This window comes from Klebsiella sp. GB_Kp056 (genome assembly GCF_040064755.1).
In the GTDB taxonomy this organism is placed as follows: Bacteria; Pseudomonadota; Gammaproteobacteria; order Enterobacterales; family Enterobacteriaceae; genus Klebsiella; species Klebsiella quasipneumoniae.
This window is the reverse complement of sequence record NZ_JBEAJA010000055.1, coordinates 67567-86441: the sequence shown is the minus strand read 5'-3', so window position 1 is coordinate 86441 and position 18875 is coordinate 67567. Positions and strand designations below refer to the sequence as shown.

Below are 18875 nucleotides of genomic sequence, written 5' to 3'. Positions count from 1 at the left end.
CGACATCTTAACGGATACCCATCTTGAGCATAAAATCCATTCAAAAACAAAATGTTGTAAATGAAATTTATGATCAGATATGCAGCAAGCTGCTGGACGGCAGCTGGGCGCCAGGTAGTCGTTTACCTTCGGAAGCGGAGCTAACTGCCTCATTTAACGTTAGCCGTGTCAGTGTACGTAGTGCGGTACAGCGTTTTCGTGATCTTGGGATAGTGGTGACACGGCAGGGTAGCGGCAGCTACGTGAGCGAAAACTTCACTCCACACATGTTGAGTAACGAGCCCCGTCCAATCATGCACCTGAGTCGCGAAGAATTTCACGATATGATGATTTTCCGCCAAACCGTGGAATTTAAATGTGTGGAACTCGCGGTCTTGAACGCTACCGAAGACGATATTCGTCAGCTCGAAGAAGCATTGAACAATATGCTGATCAACAAGGGTGACTATAAAAAGTATTCAGAAGCGGATTACGAGTTCCATCTGGCCATTGTCAAGGCCTCTCATAATAGTGTCTTTTACAATGTTATGAGCTCAATTAAAGATATCTATTACTATTATCTTGAAGAGCTCAACCGTGCACTGGGTATTACTCTTGAGAGCGTGGAGGCTCATATTAAGGTCTACATGTCCATTAAGAACCGCGATGCTAGTTCTGCTGTACAAGTTCTCAATGAAGCGATGTCTGGAAATGTTGTTGCTATTGAAAAAATTAAATCTATAGATATCTCTGGGGATAAATGATCGCAATTCCAGGCTGTAACCTGAATGGCTGTTGCTTTTATCTGGGAAATCATCTGCCTGCTGGTGTTTCGTTTTATTGATCTGCCTCCAGTATTAGATATAACCTTCAGGTTGATTTTTCTTCATGTTTCCTGTTTCGCCAGCCTGCTGCAAATTCAGATGTCATCTGGTAATTCAGCGATGAATGAGGATTGGACTCGTTATAGTCATGCCGCCAGTCATGAATAATTTTCCGGGCATGAAGAACTTCGCTGAACCAGTTCTCATTCAGGTATTCATCCCGAAAGCGACCGTTGAAACTCTCTATAAATCCGTTCTAAGTTGGCTTGCCCGGCTGGATTAAGCGTAACTCAACACTATGTTCAAAGGCCCATTGATCCAGTTCGCTGCAGGTAAATTCGGGGCCCTGATCGGTTCTTATTGTCGCCGGGTAGCCCCGAAATAGTGCGATGTTGTCCAGAATATGCGCGAGCTAATCACCTGAAATCGCGAAAGCGGCGGTGATCGTCAGACACTCCTTTGTGAAATCATCCACACAGGTCAGGCACTTGATCCTGTGACCGTTGGCCAGTGCGTCCATAATGAAATCCATCGACCATGTCAGGTTCGGCGCATCCGGCCACAGAAGCGGAAACCGCTCGGTCGCCAGTCCTTTACGGCGTCGTCTGCGTTTTACGCTCAGTCCATTAAGGTGGTAATACGTTATACCTGCTTGTGATTGACGTGAAGGCCCTCCCGACGCAGCAGCTGCCAGATGCGGCGGTAGCCAAAACGCCTGCGCTCCAGTGCCAGCTCAGTGATGCGCCCTGATAAATGCGCATCAGTTGCCGGACGCTGAGCCTCATAGCGGCAGGTCGACAGGGACAAACCTGTAAGCCTGCAGGCACGACGTTGCGACAGACCGGTCGCATCACACATAAACTCAACGACTTCCCGCTTCTGGCCTGTCGTCAGTACTTTCGCCCCGGAGCCACCTGAAGTGCCTCCTTATCCAACATGGCTTCGGCAAGTAGCTTCTTGAGTCTTGCGTTCTCTTCCTCAAGCGATTTCAGGCGCTTAACCTCGGGCACCTCCATACCGCCATACTTCTTGCGCCAGGTATAAAAGGTGGCATCGGAAATGGCGTGCTTACGGCAGAGCTCACGGACAGAAACCCCGGCTTCAGCTTCGTGGAGGATACTGATGATCTGTTCGTCGGAAAAACGCTTCTTCATGGGGATGTCCTCATGTGGCTTATGAAGACATTACTAACATCGTGGTGTATTAATCAACGGGGAGCAGGTCAAAAAGGGTAGGCACCGAAGCTCTGTTTAGTTCGCTGTTTGGTCAGAGGTCGATAGTAGCGGAACTGCCAGAGCTTACTACCACTGGACTTTATTAATAGAGTAAGCCCGTCGCCGTCATATAGCTGGTAATCGGCATCTTTAGGTTTGGTGGCTTTGGTTTCCGTATCGGTTAACGGCTTGGTTCGTCTTGCCATGAGTCGTCTCCATGCTTTTAGGCCCAACGAAAACAATAGAGCTTTTCGTTGGGCCTATCAATGGGCCTAAAAAGTTCAGATTAAATTAGTTTGCTTGAGATTTTGCGGGACAAATTGAAGGCACAAAAAAGCCCGCAGGGCTTGCGCCGTGCGGGCTCTTAGGACTTCATCGGATGACTCTGGTAATCACCGATGGAGAATTTTGGTGGGCTGGCGGAGTCTGAATTGGTTGTGTAATAAATTGAATTTAATTGAATAACTGCTAGTTCAACTTTTCTTAGGTGCCTATTTGGGTGCCTAAAAGTTTTTTCTCCCTTTGATGAGAAAAGAATACGAGATTGCGACTGTGTGTGGTGATATCTAGTTGAGTCGTCACACTGAAAAACAGACTTGACCTGCTCACCATTGAGTAACAGAACACAACTTAAGTTGACCCTCATCTATTGTGACAACGACTGCGATTTCCTCTCCTCGCTTAGAGCGGACCAGCCCACCCCAACTCTGGCCGCTATGTGCCAGATATAGTCGTTCGAACCCTGAGAGTTACACTTTTAAGTGATTCAGGGTATGCGCGGCCCCCCTGCAGCGAATCCAGAAAATGATAGATATAACGTTCAATCATTTACTTTATTAATGCTTCTCGCTGAACGTTGCCTCATAGCGCCCGGTGGATATCCATTGATGCGCTTAAAGCTCTTCTAAACCCTGCCTGTGAGGCATAGCCGAGTCGTTGAGCTACCGTGTCAATTGAGATCTTATCGTGGATAATCCAGTGGTTTGTGAGACGCATTCGTACTCCTCTTACATAGCGTTGGGCACGCTGCTGGACGGAGTAATGGTTGTGACGGCCATTGCGGCCTACGTCGTGCCACTAAGTTGGTTGCCTTAACTGACCACCTAGGAAGCAGTCATTTGATGCGATGATAAGTGGCCTTGAAAACTTTATAGATGAGGTGAGATCGCAATGGATATTGCTCACTGCCCTTGCACGAGGAGGCCCTTCTTCGAAAAAAAAATCAATGACCTGGTTATGATCGACAGTTACGCCCTGATCAACAGGATGGGCTCCGCAGAAGCCTGGACTGATTTGTGCAATGAGTGTCTGCAGAGAATTGAGAATGCCTAGGACCGAATGACCGAAAACCAAAAGTCTTTCTGGGGCCGGAGCGCCATCTTCAGTAAAGGCTTGCGGTCCATATGATGGCATGCTGGCTTTAGGCGCGACTGTTCTGGCACAGGGCAGCGTCCTGTGGTTCAAGCATGACGTCCAGACTCGTCTTAAGAAGATGACACTCATTCCTCGAGGTCAAGGAGCGCAGAAAAAATACGAGGCGATGCCAAGAGGACAATGGTCGGTGATCAGCGGGTTTTTACGCGATCGTAATATTCAATGATTTGCAGCGCGACCGCAGCAATCTGCACCGCTTCTTCTCTGCTGGTACCGGCTGCTTTTCCCCCAAAACGGTCATGGAGAACGGCCTGATGAAACTCTCCCACTTCCTCCCCAAGGATGGCACCCCAGATGAAAGGATCCAGATTGCGGTCTGCTCCCCATTTGTCATCCTGCCGTTGCATTTCAGCTAACACATCTTTCAGTGCTTCGGTTTCTTGATGTTTATCTTTCATGATTCCCGCTACGTATCCGTCATTTTAAGCGCTATCATTAACATTAAATATATGCTGAGTCCATTGCGATGGCGCATCGCATTTTGTGATTGAACGGTAAGTTTGCTATAAACGTAGCAATGAGAAAAATTAAAAGTGGATAACCTTGTTCATTACCTTTCAAAGCAAAAAGTTAAGAGCTCTTTGTGAGAGTATGCACAATGCAAATGAGAACCTTGGTGAAAAACTGGCATCCAAGCTACGCGCACGCCTTTCCGATATCGCCGTGGCGGACAACATATTAGCGTTGCCCGTCGGTTCGCCGGAGGTATGCTTTGAGGAAGGGGAAGAGTGTATTACAATTACCCTTTTCGGTGATAAAAAAATGGGATTTGTTTGTGGGAATACGGTTCAGCCCAAAAATCAGGACAATACGATTGACTGGTCCCAGGTCAGCCGGATACGGTTAGTGTTCATAGGTGATGTGAAATGATGGTAACGCAGGACTTCCAGCCTGACTGGGTATCTCCACCCGGTGATACGATTATAGATCTGATGGATGAACACGGGATTTCTGATGAGGAGCTGAGTAAGAAGATAGGTTTGTCCCTTGATCGGGGTCAGCAACTTCTTGAAGGGAAACTCCGACTGAATCCGTCCCTGGCCGACAAACTCGAAGATCTGTTCAGCGTATCGACGGATTTCTGGATTAGGCGCGAAGATGCTTATCGCCAGCAAATAGAACATATCCAGAAAGTGAACAGCGACTGGCTGGAATCATTGCCCGTACGAGATATGATGGAGTTTGGCTGGATCCCGAAAACCACAACGCGGGAAAGTAAATTCCAGCACTGTCTGTCGTTCTTCGGTATACACTCCGTGAGTGAGTTTTTTCACAAAATACATTCTGATGCTCCACTGGTCGCCTTTCGTAAATCACTGAATCTGACGACTGAGCCTGTCGCCGATCTGGTATGGCTGACCCGGGCAGAACAGCTGAGTGCAAAACAGGTCTGCGCAGAATGGAATAAAAAGGCGCTGCAGGCGCTTTTGCCGGAACTTCGGAGAGCAACAAACGAACCTGATATGGGTATTTTTATCCCCCATATTCGCCGGCTTCTCGCGACTGCTGGGGTTTCGCTAATCGTGCTGCCAACGCCCAGGGGATGTCGGGCCAGTGGTGCCACCTGCTTTTTCACTCCAGACCGCGCCACGCTTGTCATGAGTTTCCGCTATCTCACCGATGACCATTTCTGGTTTACGTTGTTTCATGAGATCGGGCATCTCATTCTGCATGAGGCAGTGCGGGTCCGTGCGGAAGGTAAAGAAGGCCTGACGACAGAAGAGGAAAAAGAAGCCGATACGTTTGCGGTAGACGTCCTCATTCCGGAAGAATACAGGCAGCAACTCAGGCGCTATGGTGTTCGCCACTGGAGGGACATCGTCCGCACAGCCAGGAAAATGGGTGTATCAAAAGGGATTGTACTCGGGTACTTACAACATGAGGGCAACATTCCTTTTTCTCACCTTAACCGGCTTAAGGTGAGATTCAGTAAAGAAGATATTGTATAAGTTCATCCGCCAAAATAGACGTAGCGATCAGGTGACTTCTGCCAGTTACACAGTGCGTCTTCAATGACCTGCATCCTGAGATAAGGTGCAGGGATAATTTCGGCAAGCTCTGCCAGTTTATCATTCAGAGTCTCTAGTCTGTCACCGGCGCTCCGGCTGTTACTGAACAGTAGCCGACTTCCCTGGAGAGGGCCGGTAGCTCCCTTCAAAAAAGCATGCCCCGGTTCTGCCTCGATGAGCCCGGTTTTTCTTAGCATAGTCAGATAATCAAATCGGGCGGTTCGTCCGAATGAAACCACCGCATTCAGGCCTGAATATAGCAATTCGAAAAGAGTAGCAGGTGTAGCCGCGAGACTCCTTGCTTCTGCAAACCGGGCCTCGTGGCTGTATGTCGCACCGATGAATCCGAGATAAGAACGAAAAACGATAGGTATAGAACGACGTGAATGATATTTTTTCGTTTCATATTTGCGGTGGTTACCATACTGCCTGAGACTGCTGTGTAGAGTCAGCTCATCAGAAACGCTGGCAAACCAATGTTCAAAAGCATCAAAGTCATCCGTTATGGCATCCCATGTCCACGTCTGGGTACCCAGTCCACTGTAAATATCGCGGCACAAAACCCAGCCAGTTTTATTACTCCGGCCAAAATGCGTGGCTAGGAAAACCAGCCAGCAGGCTTCGTCATAGTTGTTGTCACGCAGATGCAAACACGCAGCACGAAGAGGATCAAATAAATCTGAGTTTGGCTCTTTTCTTAGCGGATCCATATAATCGGTTCGTGATGTCAGAGTTGCCATATAGCGAATGCGGCGAATACTGTCGATAATCTGAAAGGCTAATACATTATAGTGAGCCGGAGAACTTAGTCCGTTCAGGGGATGTTCATCGCGACTGAAGTTTTGAAGAGCGGCGACCAACTGGCTGGCCTGACTGTGTCTGTTCATTATATTTTCCCGTCAAAAATAAATCGGTATTCCTGATTATTCAGTGCAGTCAGCTCCCGGCGGGCCAGCTCATCGTGTGCCGACGTATGTGAACGCAACAAAAAATGGGTCTTTATCACGCGCAGCAAATCCTTCCAGTAGTCACTTAGGGGCATGGTATCGATATCAAATTCCTTGTTCTCCCGCAGAGCCTTTTCTGCTTCAAGGATGACTGTAATGTCCTTTAAGGATTGAATTTCAGGCATATCACCCATCACCGGCAAGGTACTCATAAAGCCTTCTTGCTGTAGCGCTTTTACTTGTTCAAAATGTTCTTTATAGATATGGAGGCTTGAGACGAAGTGATGATAATGCCCCAGTTTGCACCCGGTGAGGCGGGCGACCAGTTCCTGTAACATCGTGAAGGCGAACACATCATGGGGTAAGCCCATAAAGGCATCGTTAGAGCGCATACAGACAAAAAGATGCAGTGCGTCTTGTCTGACAATAAATTGCAACGATATCGTGCACGGAATATCGGCATATTCTGTCTGTTCTGGATTATCCGTAACCAGATCTGAGGCATCAAACAGTTGTATCAGTGCGCGTCGAGTGGTTCTTTTCTCCTGCAGCAGACTGATGACATTTTCCAGCTGATTATACAGCCCGTGCATACTAAATAATCTCGGACCATATCCCCCATGTATTCTGCCGTCGGATTCAGCGTATTTTACGTAGCGAGGTATGAAGTGCTGGATGAAATCGAGATCGTTCCGTGCTGAGAGGTACCACAGCAATTCCCCCAGACAGCTGATAATTTTACCGCGGGATTCTGTCCTGCTTATTCTGCGGCGAGGATCGGTGAGAATCAGGTAGGCTCCCAGAATCTCAATATTTGCTCCTTTAGTGGGAGTATTCCAGAGTCCGTCAGTCAGGATCGCCTGATGGACATCTTTTAACAGATCGTCAACACATTCAGCCGTCACCAGAAGAGTCATAAACTGCCTGTTAAATTATGAATGTAACAAATCATTACCACTCGTACGATAAAGAGTCAATATTACATTAGTACAAACAGGGCTATAGCAGGTATGACACACATCATCAGGTGCGAAATTTAACCCCCATGTTTCCTCCATTCCCTCTTGAAGCAATAAACGTTCACGCAGCCTAAGAGCTGAGGGCGCAGACGCATGCGGGCCGCTCTCCAGGATATTCCACCAAATGAACCGGTCGGTTTCCTAATATCAGCCCTGAAAATGGTGCTGTAAACCACACTACCAAATGCGGCGCGCCTGTAAGCACCTGACTACAGGCCTTACCACTGTGCAACCGTTTGAAACACTAAGGTCCGTTCCTCGCTCACAGCGGACCTTGTGACCTTGATTTCTGTCCGCTCCGGGCCAGGAGCGGACATTTTTCAGTTCTGCTTATGTGGCCAAAATCGGTACACCACTACAGACAAACTTAGGCTGCTTTGAGCCAATACAGTGGCTTGTTATCTTTCATTTTAGCTTTCTACCACACATTTATAGAGTGTAACTATTTGATACATATAGGGGAAGACACATAGAAGAGGCGTTTTGTCTTTTAACAGTACGGATGATTTCAAGTGATAATGTGCATTCATGCTTAGATTTAGTACGCAAAAGGGGCGATTAGATGTTAAAGTGAACTTTTCACAGGTGATTTTAGAGGGAGTGTATGAAACAGTTTTTTAACATCCCTGGCAATGATTATGACATTGAAAAAGAAAGTATCGGATATTGGGTTAAAGATCTGCAAAAGTCCGAAACATTGTTAGGTATAATTCATACAGCTGCTTTTAAGCGGCTATTTGATATATCCTTTTTAGGTGCCATTGATTATAGTGAAAGAAATTATCTACCTAACATAGATAGAAATAGAGCATCTCATTCATTATTTGTTGCAGGAATAGCTAATTACATTGCAACCGAACGAAATTATAGCCACGAGCTAAAAGAGCATATCGTGGCTGCAGCATTACTTCATGATATAGGTCATATACCACTATCACACAGTGCTGAGCCTTACATCCAAAAGCACTTTGGGTATGGACACCATGAAATTGGCGAAAATATTATTAATGGCAGTGCTTGGAAGGATAGCGGATTAAAAGACGTTCTCTCTAAGAATTTTGATATCAATTTTATTATAAGCCTTCTTAATTTTGAAACAAAAGTCGATGGTGCAGATATATTCAATAGTAAAATAAATGCCGACACAATAGATGGTATTATAAGATGCGTTGAATATAAAGGAATAAATCAAAGCAATGTTTTAAACAGGATATCTATTGCTAAAGCTGCATTTATAGATAATGCTTGCATAAGCAAATCAAAAAGATTGCAAACTTTGGACGATTTCTGGAGAACGAAGCAATTTGTTTACAAAAATTTCATAAATACAAAACATGGAATCTTGTCTGACAAAGTAAGCCAGATTTTCTTTATTGAATACAACAAAATTGAACACAAAGATCTTTTTGCGGAAGAAAAGAGCTGGAGAGGTAAGTACTCAATCTTGTTCAAATGGCTATCAGCATTAAAAAATAATGATATGCCATCTTGTATAAAAGGTCATGATTTAGAGTATACAACAAGAAAATATGAAGTGGTGTTACATGAAGAAAATATTAAAAAAAGATATATAAATAGCAAATATAAAAAAACAATTGATAATGATGAACTTAACATTTACCGGGAAGTAAATTTTTAATTGAAGTGGAGAAAATAGCATGTCTTACAATGACTTAGTGGAAAAACACACAACTATAGAGTCATCAATTTCCTATAGTAAAGATATATTATCAAAACTTAAGCAAGATTTGGATTCGATGTTTGAAGTGCATAAGGATTTAGAGTTCACAATTATAACAACAGGATCCTTTGGCAGACTTGAAGCATCAGTAGAGTCTGATATGGACCTTTTTATATTTTGTGATAAATTGTCAACGAAAGAGTTTATGCTAGGAAAAAAGAAAGAAATAGAAGAATGTATAAATAAATATATTAAAAAAGAGGCAGGTGATACTGGTACTTTCGGTGCTGAAGCAGTCGATGTCTTCGATAACATCCTTGCAAACATTGGTGGAAATCAGGATACAAATCAATCTTTAACAAGGCGTATGTTATTTTTATTAGAAGGAAAAGCTATTTATAATGAATTGCTTTTCGATAGCTATAAAAAAACACTTATTAATAAGTATTTAAATTCATCAAGTGATGGGAAAATCGACAAATATCTATTGAACGATATAATTAGATATTATAGAACTATAACTACTGACTTTCAGCACAAAGTAGATGCTGATGGAAAGTCATGGGGAACAAGAAATATAAAGCTAAGATTCTCCAGAAAACTACTATACTTTGCAGGAATAATGACTATCGCTACAGCTAGTGATCAAAATCTTGGAATTGAAGATCGAGTTTCTTATTTATCATCCTTACTTGAAAGTTCACCCTTAGAGAGGGTTTTCAATATAGCGAACGAAAGTTCAGATAAGAATTTTAGTAGTGAAACGATAAATGAAATCTTCAGCGAGTATGAATACTTCCTTTTATGTCTAAGTAGTAGAGATAAAAGAGATATTCTTGAGGACATAAAAGACAAAAACGGAAGGGTTGACAAACCGTTATATGTTGACTTAAGCGAACGTAGCACTAAATTTACTAATAGCTTATATCAACTATTAAAATCAATATTTCCACCGGAGCACCAAATTCACACGGCGCTTATTTTTTAATCCTGAAGCCATTAACGGGGCATCTATTCAACTCTTTGCCCCTCACCAGGAACCCAACTCCATTTATAAACCAAATATCGCCATAACTTTCGCCTCATCAAAAAATGAGGTTTTGCCGATGGAAACTCACGATTTGACCTGCTCCCCATTAATTAAAACACGGCAATACTAGTAATACCAGCGGCAACTCAACTGCCAATTTCCGCTGTTCGCTTATAGCAGCCATTCAAAGCATTAATAAATTTTGTAGATTTTCTATTACACATAGTGCCAGTTATCGGGAATGGTTTGACTATCCAACTGGTAGTGCATCCTTTCCAGTAGTTCAAAAAACTGATCGCACCTGTAAAGAGAGCAGGAACGTGGGTGGCGTGTAAAGCAGAGTGAAAAAGATGATCGATTAAACCGATCGATTAGTAAAAATTGATCTGCAAAATGAATTATCCGGCCCGGTAGTGCCTGTGATAAATTCCCAAAAACTCATTTAACGTATTGTTTATTAATTTATTTCCTGTCTTCTGGCGGGCGACTTTCTTTTGTCCTGCGGGCACGGCATGGGAATGCGACAGCAGGTGATGGAATGAAAAGATGTGCCAGATGTAACAAGAAAAGAGGCGTTCTGGACCGGATTTTCGGGCTGGATAAAGAATTCTGCGATGACTGTCTGATGGTGGTTAACCAGGAAATCAGAGAAAAACGAGTGGTATCCCCCTCAGTACGAAAATCACCGGAACGCTCTTCCTGATAATGTTTCTTACCCGGCAGGTTATTGCCCCTGATGGGGTGACAGCTCTTAAGTTTCCCTCTGCTTACATTCCCTTTGTTCAATGAAAATCAACATCGATATCAGCGTCATCATTCCTGCCTTCAATGCGGCTGACAGTATCGGGGTTCTGGTCCAGACACTGCTTGGCGAAACAACGCTCAGTAATGAAATCATTGTTGTGGATGATGGCTCCACCGACGACACATGGACGGTACTCAGCGCCATTACAGATGAACGGCTTATTCTCATTCGTCAGGAAAATCGGGGCGTGTATGCTGCCCGTAATACTGCACTGGCGATTCACCGTGGTGAATGGGTGGTGTTCCTGGATGCGGATGACCGGGTTGCGGCAGATTTTCTGCAGGAGCGGCTACGCACAGCCCGCGAAGCACAGGCCGATGTCGTCCTTTTCAATGCCCGGCATACAGACAGCGCCGGACATCTGCGGCATACCGTTCACCGCAGACAGCCTTACGGTCAGACGCTGACGGGTCAGCAGTGGATACGCCATTGCGTCAGTCAGAGAGAATGGCCGCATTATCTGTGGCTGCAGATAATCCGTTCAGCGTACATTCGCGAGCATGACCTGCGACTCCAGGAAGGGAAAAGTCACAAGGACATTCTCTGGACAATACAGCTTGCCGCCGCAGATGGCCGGTTTTATTTCTCTGACAGACAGGATTACCTGTGGGTGAATAACCCGGCGTCAATCACGCACAGCCCGGATTATTACGATATCCGGGCTGTCAGTTATACCGACGTAATTGCAGATATTCTGGCACTCAGTACACAGACGCAGTACCGGTCTGTCAGACGAGCGCTGGTCAGGCATGCGCTGGTGGAAAGCCGTCACTTTCTGGGCCTGTACCGGCGCAGGGTGAATGACCGGCAGGCGGTCCGGGCGCGTTTTCGTGTGCGGATAGCCTTTCGCCATCTGGTACCCGGCGTGAGCAACCTGAGCGATGTTTTTTTCCTCCTGAAGCTGGTTCGCAATATTTATCTGCCTGGTGTCCGCAATACTCCCGCAGCCGTTTCGCAGGCGCGACGTTAATCCATGGATATCTCAACGCTTCTGGCACGGTCGTGGCAAACTGCGACAACGGGTAATGACTCCATTCGCTCTGCCAGGGATATCGTCGAACGCTGGTATGACAAAGGCGGTGACCTCACCCAACGGACCCGGCGATTTATGCTGCGGGAATGCCTGTGGATAGCCGCACATTACCGGGACACTGAAGCGGTACTCACCCGGCAGTTTCGCCTGCTGGCCGTCTTACTGTATCTGGGCGGTTATTTTCCGAAAGGGAATGCCGGTGGCATACTCCCGGAGAAGTGTTTCATTTTACTGAACGCCCCGGAATTAAGCTCTCTCCTGGCAGATGATACGGCCCCTGATGTTCTGGTGGCGTCCTGCCGCACCCTCTTCTACTGCAGACAGATATCTCCGTTAAGGTGTTACCGCCATACGCGTTGTCTGAGCGAACATCTGTATCAGCTGATGGAGATCTGATAGAAGCGCCAGTCGTTGTACTGGCGCCTGAGGGACTGATCGCTGACGGTGCCGTCGTCAACGATCAGGGCTAACGTCATTATCTCTCTCCGCTGAATCTGCCGCCTGTGATGTCAGTAACGGTTTTATATCCCTTGCGGGTCATCGGCCCGGTAGCGTTCCGGGCGCGGAGCATATCAATGCTGCCGATAAATGGAGACTGCTCTTTCACGCTGAAGCCGTGACGGTCAGTACGCACCAGGTTGTACTTTTCCACGATAAAATTCACCGCGTCACACTGTGAAATTCCCGCATCAATGTGCTTCTGGATCACTTCGCCGTTGCCAAACGGTGTGTCGTTCAGCATCAGACCGTAGTGTTGTTTCAGCAGATACTTCAGTAATTTTCGCCAGATTTCGACTGACGACAGACGTGGCGAGGCAGCCCTTTGAAGGGACAGGGAATGTATTTGCATGGTTTGCATTCTTTGTTGGCTGGTTTGATTAAGGAAAAGCGTTTGGGATTTATGCGGTTGTTGCTGATGTCGGATAAATTACGATATACAAATAGCCACAGGAGCCGAGCGTATCAGCCTCACATATCAGCCCTTTTGCGTGGAGCGTGATGCAGCGCTGAATGTGGGGCGTGAGTTCGTTGCTGGTCAGCATCAGCTCCATCTGCTTCATGAGTACCGGAAATGCCTGGTCCAGATGGCGTAAATCTGCGTCATTAAATGTCCCGGCGATGCTGGCGCGGTCAGCAAGGTAATGCAGGTGGTTACCCTCCTGTACTAGCCGGGCACCAAAACACGGCGTGACGTTGCGTCTGAGGCCCCACCAGGGTTCCGCGATGTTATGGTTGATTACACTGGTTGTTTTCTGCATGTAAGAACTCCTTAACAGTGAGTCAGTTCAGGGTGACGCTGCGCAGGATCACATACGGACCGTTGCGGTCCTGTCGGCGTTCAGCAAACACGGCCAGCACACCCCGGATATCCTGCACTTCCCTGCCGTGGTAATGGCAGATACTGCCGGACCACTTATATTTCCCGGTACAGAAGCGAAACAGCCGGGACTCAGAATGCTGGCGGTATATCGCCATTGCCTGACGTTTACTGATGATTCTCATCATTATTCTCTCCCTAAAGCCAGCCACGCTCGGCAAACGAGACGATGTCCATGCCTCCCACGACCAGGTGGTCCAGCAGGCAGATATCCACGAGTTTAAGTGCCTGTTTCAGATGGTCAGTGAGCAGCCGGTCGGCATGGCCAGGTTCCGCATAACCTGACGGATGATTATGTGAAAGCACGATGGCAGCCGCGTTGTATTTCAGTGCGGCCTTTATCACTTCACGGGGATGTACCTGCGTATGGTTGATGGTGCCGGTGAAGAGCGTTTCATGGGCAATAAGACGATGCTGGTTATCGAGGAAGAGTGCCATGAAGACTTCACGCTCCAGCGTGGTGAGCTGCAGACGGAGCCAGTCGCGGACCGCCTGACTGGAGGTGAATGCCTCGCCGGGTTTGCGTAACTGGCGTTCCAGCAGGGTCAGTGCGCGTCTGATAGTGCGCTGTGCGACGGGAGATATTCCCCCGCGGTCAGGGGGACACGTGGTGGTATTCATTTGCTTTTCCTGTCTGTTGACGTATCCGGGACGGATGTGTTGTACAGTTTCACGGCAACGACGAACTCGTTGTGCAGGGATTCGAACCATGCCCAGATATGGAAGAGAGGGGTACCTGCCGGGAAATGCAGGAAGGGTTCGTCGGTCACAACCTCTCCGTCCTCATCCCTGACCGTTGTTTTCCCCAGCGCATCCCACAGGGCATTAAGAGACAGTTCATACGGCATAGCGGGACGCTCAGTCGGTAATGCACATGATGGCGTTGCATTCCGGGTGATTGAGCGCATAGTCACGCAGACGCCAGTAATGTTCCGTCATGGCATCGCATTCTGTGCGGCATGCGTGATGACTGTAAGCGATAAGACAGACCGCAATCCCTGCAGCTTCGGCGCTCATGTCTGCGGCATTGCCATTCATGGCGTTAAACAGCGACCAGAAGGCATCGCTGTCCGTTTCCGGAGCCATGAAGGCTCCGCCGTTGCTGAGAGAATAAAAACTCCAGATACCGCCGCTGTAGTCAGCGCAGAACCGATCCATCCACGCAAAGACCTGCGGTTCAAGGGTTATCCACTGCGGGATGTTGCCAAAGTGCTGCGGCCAGAATTCCACACGCTGTTCGTCCGCTACGGACATGGCTGTCAGTGCCGGTGCAGAACCGTCATCGCCAGCCTGCAGAGGTCGCTGATTGTTATCGTTAATATTAATTATGTCGGTCATGTTAATTTTCCTTATGCATGGAGATGTCGAATGAAGGTCTTGGGCCGGGGATTGATTTCTGTGGCGGGGCGCGGGTGATTACCGGTCCAACAGGTTCAGCATGTTCTCCGCCATCACCCAGAGCGCGCGGTTTAATTTAACGTCGCCATCAATCCCGTTTACTGCGCGTGTATGGGTGTGTTTACCCTGAGCGGTACGGCCACTTAGTCCGCCTTTCAGCAGGTTTTCCTGAATGCGCTGGTAGGTGGTCCACAGGTCATCTCTCTCGTCCTGCCAGCGACGGGGTGCAAGAATTTGCGATTCAGTCACAGGCTGATACTCTTCCCCAAAACGGTATGTCAGCGCCGCTTTAGCCAGTGCATGCTGTGCGGGTGACGGGAGTTGCAGGGACTGCATGGCGTCACGTTTTTCTTCCACCCGGTCAAAGACGCTGAGAACCTCATAAGCCCCTTCAATCACCTTCCCGACAACATCCCCCCGGTGTGGCACGCGGATCTCGCCAAACGATTGTCCGCAAACGAGCGAATTGGTGCAGACACTTCTGAATATCCCCGGCAGCAACTGAAAACTCGATGCGCCATCGTGAGAATTCAGAATGATGATTTCCGGCACCTGCTGGCCGTTTATCTGACCGGCACGACGCAGCCGGAGCATATGCTTTGTATGTTCCCGTCGGCTCTGGTCGCGCACTCGTGACTGGCAGGCAAAGAATGGCTTGAACCCTTCGCGTTTAAGGTTCTCCAGCAGGGTGATCGTGGGTATGTAGGTGTACTTTTCGCTTCTGGAGTCGTGCTTGTCTTCCCCGAAGACGCTGGGGACATGCTGCATCAGTTCTTCGTGGGTTAAGGGGCGGTCGCGGCGAATCTGGTTCACCCGGCCAAAACGGCTGGCTAATCGCATAGTTGATTCCTCATCTGATTACTCTGATGGCATAAAAGCAAAAGCCCCTGCTCCGTAAGGAGGCAGGGGCTGGATGTGTTGTTCTCAATGAACGGATATGACGGACGGGACTACAGCGTATCCAGAATATTCAGTATCTGCGCCATCAGGGCGGTGATAAGTGCAGTGACCAGCAACGTGACCGCTTCCCGGGCTGTATCAATACTGCTGTCATCGTAGCCTGCTTGACGCAGGCGAATTTCAATATACTGCCGGGCCTGATGCCCGCCGCACCAGGTCAGAGCTTGGCTCAGGGCCATCACCAGCATTTTCAGAAAGGTCATTGGGTTTGCTCCGGACTGCCTGACGGCAGTCCCTTGGTGGAATGAAGATTTATTTGAGGAAGCTGATACAGGAAAGTGGTTCAGTGGTAGGTGTAACGCCATCCCCCCTTATCCGTGGTGACGACAACTTCCGAAGCCACGCAGTTATTATAAAAATTCACTCTGACGGACTGCCCGTAGCGAAGGGTGGCAGGCAGAATGGTTTCCTTATTTTTTGAAGACAGGTACTTCTGGTTGTCGATACGACAGTTACCCCGGTTCACATCTATCTTTTCAACTTTGATACTGTCATCCAGCGAGGTGACCACGACCGTGACATAGCGTGTTCCGGCAGGATGAACCTGATTACTGGTCTCCACTTTGATGGGCGGCGCGGGCGCTGCCAGCGCCTGGGCTGACAATGCAAGCAGTGCGGATACCAGCATATATTTAAATTTCATAATCTGTTCCTTATAAAAATAACGTCATCAACAGCCGTTAAATTCAGATACAGGCTAGAGTGCATCTTTACCCACGCAGCCGTGTGTCCCGAATGCCGGTAGTACCTTAGCCGCACCGGCCAGCGTGAATGTGGCAGGCTTAACACCGTCTCCTGTCACTGAGACCTGTTTGCCATTACGTAACTGAGCCCAGGCCAGCGCCAGGTTATTACCGCCCACGCGACTGCCAGATTCGCTGATATCAATAAGTGCCCCACCATCGATACTGACCTGAAGGCTTTTATCTTCATCCATACTGACCTGATGTCCGCTTGCGTCAGTAAATATGACCGTGGCCGGTTGCGAGCCATAATCCTCGCAACTCATAGACAGTTGTGACTGACCTTTCCCTTTGATAACAAACTCTGATACACCCTGTCCCCAACCCCGGGTCCAGGTCCCCTGACTGCCAGATGCCAGCGCCATAACCGGCATCAGACTGCCAGCCAATACCAGGATGCTGAGTGATACATTTTTCAAGACGAACTCCTTCTGTTAGTAAAACTGCGGTGCTGACGAATGAACATGCGGGTTCATTCCCGGATGAGCCTGCTGATGTACTGAAAATGCGGCAGGGCCTGAATAAATCGCGGGTCTTCAAAAATTCGCCGGATATGATTGCTTCTGGTGAAGCCCCCGATGGTCATAACCACATCGGTGATGGCTGAAAGGGTAAATACCTGAATCCGCTCGCCAGTTATTGCCGTCAGGTACCACTCGCCTTCCAGACAGATAAGCCGGTAAGGGGCAACGGCGGACTGATGGTGTCCGTGGTGCAGAAAATGAATGCGGCGACTGCTGATGATGGCCTGGATAATGACCTGAAAACCGCCAAACAACGCCGGAGCCTGACGGGGTGGCGTATTCCAGATAATGCAGGGGGAGTCTTGGCCGCTGTCGAGCAAGACCGATAACAATTTAGGGTCAAGTGCCGGAAAGTAATGTGCCACCTGGGTTATCTGGGCAAAGCGGATAATGTCGCAGTTAGTGCGAAAGGGGCCCCGTGCATCCCGCAGGCGAAAATTACCCCCGGAATATTCCGTGTCGATATAGCGCAGGCGTTCACGCAGGTCGCGCTGCACGGTACGCTCAGAGACGCCAAACTCCTGAGCAAGTTGCCTGACACTGAGCGTTTCTCCCATAAAGAGGCGGCTGACCAGTATGGCGAGACGGCTTGCCAGGCGGTCATAGCGTTGTTCCTGTTCAGACATGAGGGATGCTTCCTGCGCAAATAGCAGCCCTGTCGGGCTGGTGGTTAAGTAAAAAGATGTTAACGGGAAAGGTGCTGCTGTCTCAGCCAGGACACGATGATGCATGCGGGTATCGTGACCCGATAAGCCGGACCGGCGATGTCGGAAATCATCCACGCTGAACTCAGGGCGATGGCAAGAGGACCAGCCAGAACGGAAAGAGCACGTGAAGCGACCACAACAGTTCCCCAAGTGGCAATACCGCCCAGGGAGGTGATGACACTAGCAGACAACATCGTTGCCAGCTCGAGCGCAGCCAGCGAGGAAGTCCGGATGGCGGCCTGAACGGCGATAAGAATGAGTTGTGGCGTGGGGTTTGTCAGATCCAGATGCATATTGTGGGAGAAAGCAGCCAGCTCTTCTGGTGACATCTGATCCAAGCTTTTTTCCAGAACCTTCATCAACAGAGCAAGCTCAATGGTTTCGGTAGTACTTTTCTGGTTGTAATTCACATCAAGCTTGTCACAGACATCAACGAGAATTTCCCGATAGGTCACGCCTTGCCCCAGCCGGACCAGACTCGCCAGGGTATTCGCGCCGTAACGCTGAAGCTCAGCGGCTATCAGTTGCCAGTAGCGGCGATGGTCTGGTGCCAGCAGACGAAACTCCGGGGTTCCGGTAAGACTCTCTGTCCAACGAGTGCCGCCGTCTCGTGGGTCAGTGGTCAGGATGGAAATCAGCAATTGCAGTTCTTCATTGCTGCATTGGCCCAGCAGATTCAAATCAGGGTCATTACGGTAGACAACCATTATCTATCCTCAGTCAGTGTGATGTGAGGTCACACTGTAAAAGGGGCTATTGCACGGATGTGTCGTCAAAAATGGTTAATATATGCTCTATAGAAATATATACGGACAGGGTGTGGCTGGAAAAATATGGGAGGAACCAAACAGCTATAACGATTTTTATCGTGCCTGAGTGTTATCAATATAACGATAATGGCTAGTGAGTTTGTTTTTTTGCTGCTTTAGGGTGATTATATATTTCCCAAATATTAATGAGCTTACATTTGTTTCTTTTGCTGCGTGTTGTTTCGTAGTGTTTGGTAATCGATGCCTTCAACTTTGATGGCTAACGACAATTTTAATTTTAGTACTATAGCTTATTTGTGGAGAAGTGATTGAAGTATAAAAGAGAGGTCTTGCTGAGTAAGGCTTCAGGAAGGTATCCGTTTGGAACGTAATAGGAAAGGTGGCAAAGTGTATGATGATGCCACCTTTCTAATATGTTAA

At 48.0% G+C, this 18875-nt stretch carries 21 protein-coding genes and 2 pseudogenes; 6 read left to right on the top strand and 17 right to left on the bottom strand.

Annotation, left to right across the window (positions count from 1 at the left end; genetic code table 11):
• Window positions 1-23: 23 nt before the first annotated feature.
• Window positions 24-743 carry a FadR/GntR family transcriptional regulator gene (locus ABLV52_RS17465; protein WP_048325388.1) on the top strand — a complete coding sequence of 240 codons (720 nt, stop codon included), beginning with the start codon at window positions 24-26 and terminating at the stop codon, window positions 741-743.
• 106 nt (window positions 744-849) lie between these two features.
• Here the strand turns inward: ABLV52_RS17465 and ABLV52_RS17460 are convergent.
• From ABLV52_RS17460 to ABLV52_RS17450, 3 genes and pseudogenes are all read right to left on the bottom strand, one after another.
• Window positions 850-1957 (bottom strand): annotated as a pseudogene (locus ABLV52_RS17460) (IS3 family transposase).
• Between the two features lie 74 nt (window positions 1958-2031).
• A pseudogene (locus ABLV52_RS17455) lies at window positions 2032-2223 on the bottom strand (integrase arm-type DNA-binding domain-containing protein); the annotation flags it as partial.
• Window positions 2224-3582: 1359 nt separating this feature from the next.
• Window positions 3583-3849: a MazG-like family protein gene (locus ABLV52_RS17450; RefSeq protein ID WP_032755314.1), complete on the bottom strand. Its 267-nt coding sequence runs from the start codon at window positions 3847-3849 to the stop codon at window positions 3583-3585.
• A gap of 145 nt (window positions 3850-3994) precedes the next feature.
• Here ABLV52_RS17450 and ABLV52_RS17445 point away from each other — a divergent pair, with 145 nt between their 5' ends.
• Both ABLV52_RS17445 and ABLV52_RS17440 read left to right on the top strand, forming a co-directional pair.
• Entirely contained in the window at window positions 3995-4321 is a 327-nt protein-coding gene (locus ABLV52_RS17445; protein WP_032755313.1) for a hypothetical protein, read from the top strand.
• Window positions 4318-5400, top strand: coding sequence for an ImmA/IrrE family metallo-endopeptidase (locus ABLV52_RS17440; protein ID WP_348890681.1), 1083 nt, complete (start codon window positions 4318-4320; stop codon window positions 5398-5400). Before ABLV52_RS17445 ends, ABLV52_RS17440 begins: the two co-directional genes overlap by 4 nt.
• Before the next feature lie 2 nt (window positions 5401-5402).
• Here ABLV52_RS17440 and ABLV52_RS17435 read toward each other — a convergent pair whose 3' ends face one another.
• Window positions 5403-6347, bottom strand: coding sequence for a hypothetical protein (locus ABLV52_RS17435; protein WP_032755309.1), 945 nt, complete (start codon window positions 6345-6347; stop codon window positions 5403-5405).
• Entirely contained in the window at window positions 6347-7324 is a 978-nt protein-coding gene (locus ABLV52_RS17430) for a thymidylate synthase (protein WP_032755307.1), read from the bottom strand. The genes ABLV52_RS17435 and ABLV52_RS17430 overlap by 1 nt, the downstream gene beginning before the upstream one ends.
• Window positions 7325-8030: 706 nt before the next feature.
• On the opposite strand from ABLV52_RS17430, the gene ABLV52_RS17425 reads away from it, so the two are divergent.
• The 3 genes from ABLV52_RS17425 (at window position 8031) to ABLV52_RS17415 (ending at window position 11912) form a co-directional block, all read left to right on the top strand.
• Window positions 8031-9065 carry an HD domain-containing protein gene (locus ABLV52_RS17425; RefSeq protein WP_348890680.1) on the top strand — a complete coding sequence of 345 codons (1035 nt, stop codon included), beginning with the start codon at window positions 8031-8033 and terminating at the stop codon, window positions 9063-9065.
• A gap of 19 nt (window positions 9066-9084) precedes the next feature.
• Window positions 9085-10095, top strand: a complete 1011-nt coding sequence (locus tag ABLV52_RS17420; RefSeq protein WP_348890679.1) for a hypothetical protein — start codon at window positions 9085-9087, stop codon at window positions 10093-10095.
• An 827-nt stretch (window positions 10096-10922) separates the two neighbouring features.
• The gene (locus ABLV52_RS17415; protein WP_348890677.1) at window positions 10923-11912 is read left to right on the top strand and encodes a glycosyltransferase; all 990 of its coding nucleotides are present in this window, start codon (window positions 10923-10925) and stop codon (window positions 11910-11912) included.
• Window positions 11913-12450: 538 nt separating this feature from the next.
• Here the strand turns inward: ABLV52_RS17415 and ABLV52_RS17410 are convergent.
• The 12 genes from ABLV52_RS17410 to ABLV52_RS17355 all read right to left on the bottom strand — a co-directional run bounded on the left by ABLV52_RS17410 (window position 12451) and on the right by ABLV52_RS17355 (window position 18392).
• Window positions 12451-12825, bottom strand: coding sequence for a TA system toxin CbtA family protein (locus ABLV52_RS17410; protein WP_318784678.1), 375 nt, complete (start codon window positions 12823-12825; stop codon window positions 12451-12453).
• A 49-nt stretch (window positions 12826-12874) separates the two neighbouring features.
• Window positions 12875-13234 carry a type IV toxin-antitoxin system YeeU family antitoxin gene (locus tag ABLV52_RS17405; RefSeq protein WP_126765048.1) on the bottom strand — a complete coding sequence of 120 codons (360 nt, stop codon included), beginning with the start codon at window positions 13232-13234 and terminating at the stop codon, window positions 12875-12877.
• Between the two features lie 22 nt (window positions 13235-13256).
• Window positions 13257-13478, bottom strand: coding sequence for a DUF987 domain-containing protein (locus ABLV52_RS17400; protein WP_111965524.1), 222 nt, complete (start codon window positions 13476-13478; stop codon window positions 13257-13259).
• 13 nt (window positions 13479-13491) lie between these two features.
• Complete coding sequence (gene radC, locus ABLV52_RS17395; RefSeq protein WP_197800808.1) at window positions 13492-13974, bottom strand: DNA repair protein RadC; 483 nt, start codon at window positions 13972-13974, stop codon at window positions 13492-13494.
• Entirely contained in the window at window positions 13971-14201 is a 231-nt protein-coding gene (locus tag ABLV52_RS17390; protein WP_126765052.1) for a hypothetical protein, read from the bottom strand. Before ABLV52_RS17390 ends, radC begins: the two co-directional genes overlap by 4 nt.
• Window positions 14202-14211: 10 nt before the next feature.
• Window positions 14212-14607 (bottom strand): antirestriction protein, encoded by a 396-nt coding sequence (locus ABLV52_RS17385; RefSeq protein WP_162881977.1) that lies wholly within the window; start codon window positions 14605-14607, stop codon window positions 14212-14214.
• 162 nt (window positions 14608-14769) lie between these two features.
• A complete protein-coding gene (locus ABLV52_RS17380) occupies window positions 14770-15591 on the bottom strand; it encodes a DUF932 domain-containing protein (protein WP_200093046.1) in 822 nt (273 codons plus the stop codon).
• Window positions 15592-15701: 110 nt separating this feature from the next.
• On the bottom strand, window positions 15702-15914 hold the full coding sequence (locus ABLV52_RS17375) for a hypothetical protein (RefSeq protein WP_348890675.1): 213 nt from the start codon (window positions 15912-15914) through the stop codon (window positions 15702-15704).
• An 80-nt stretch (window positions 15915-15994) separates the two neighbouring features.
• Window positions 15995-16354, bottom strand: a complete 360-nt coding sequence (locus ABLV52_RS17370) for a hypothetical protein (protein WP_348890674.1) — start codon at window positions 16352-16354, stop codon at window positions 15995-15997.
• Between the two features lie 54 nt (window positions 16355-16408).
• Window positions 16409-16828 (bottom strand): hypothetical protein, encoded by a 420-nt coding sequence (locus tag ABLV52_RS17365; protein WP_348890706.1) that lies wholly within the window; start codon window positions 16826-16828, stop codon window positions 16409-16411.
• 98 nt (window positions 16829-16926) lie between these two features.
• Entirely contained in the window at window positions 16927-17604 is a 678-nt protein-coding gene (locus ABLV52_RS17360; protein ID WP_045901451.1) for a WYL domain-containing protein, read from the bottom strand.
• A gap of 59 nt (window positions 17605-17663) precedes the next feature.
• Complete coding sequence (locus tag ABLV52_RS17355; RefSeq protein WP_348890673.1) at window positions 17664-18392, bottom strand: DUF3944 domain-containing protein; 729 nt, start codon at window positions 18390-18392, stop codon at window positions 17664-17666.
• Window positions 18393-18875: the final 483 nt, after the last annotated feature.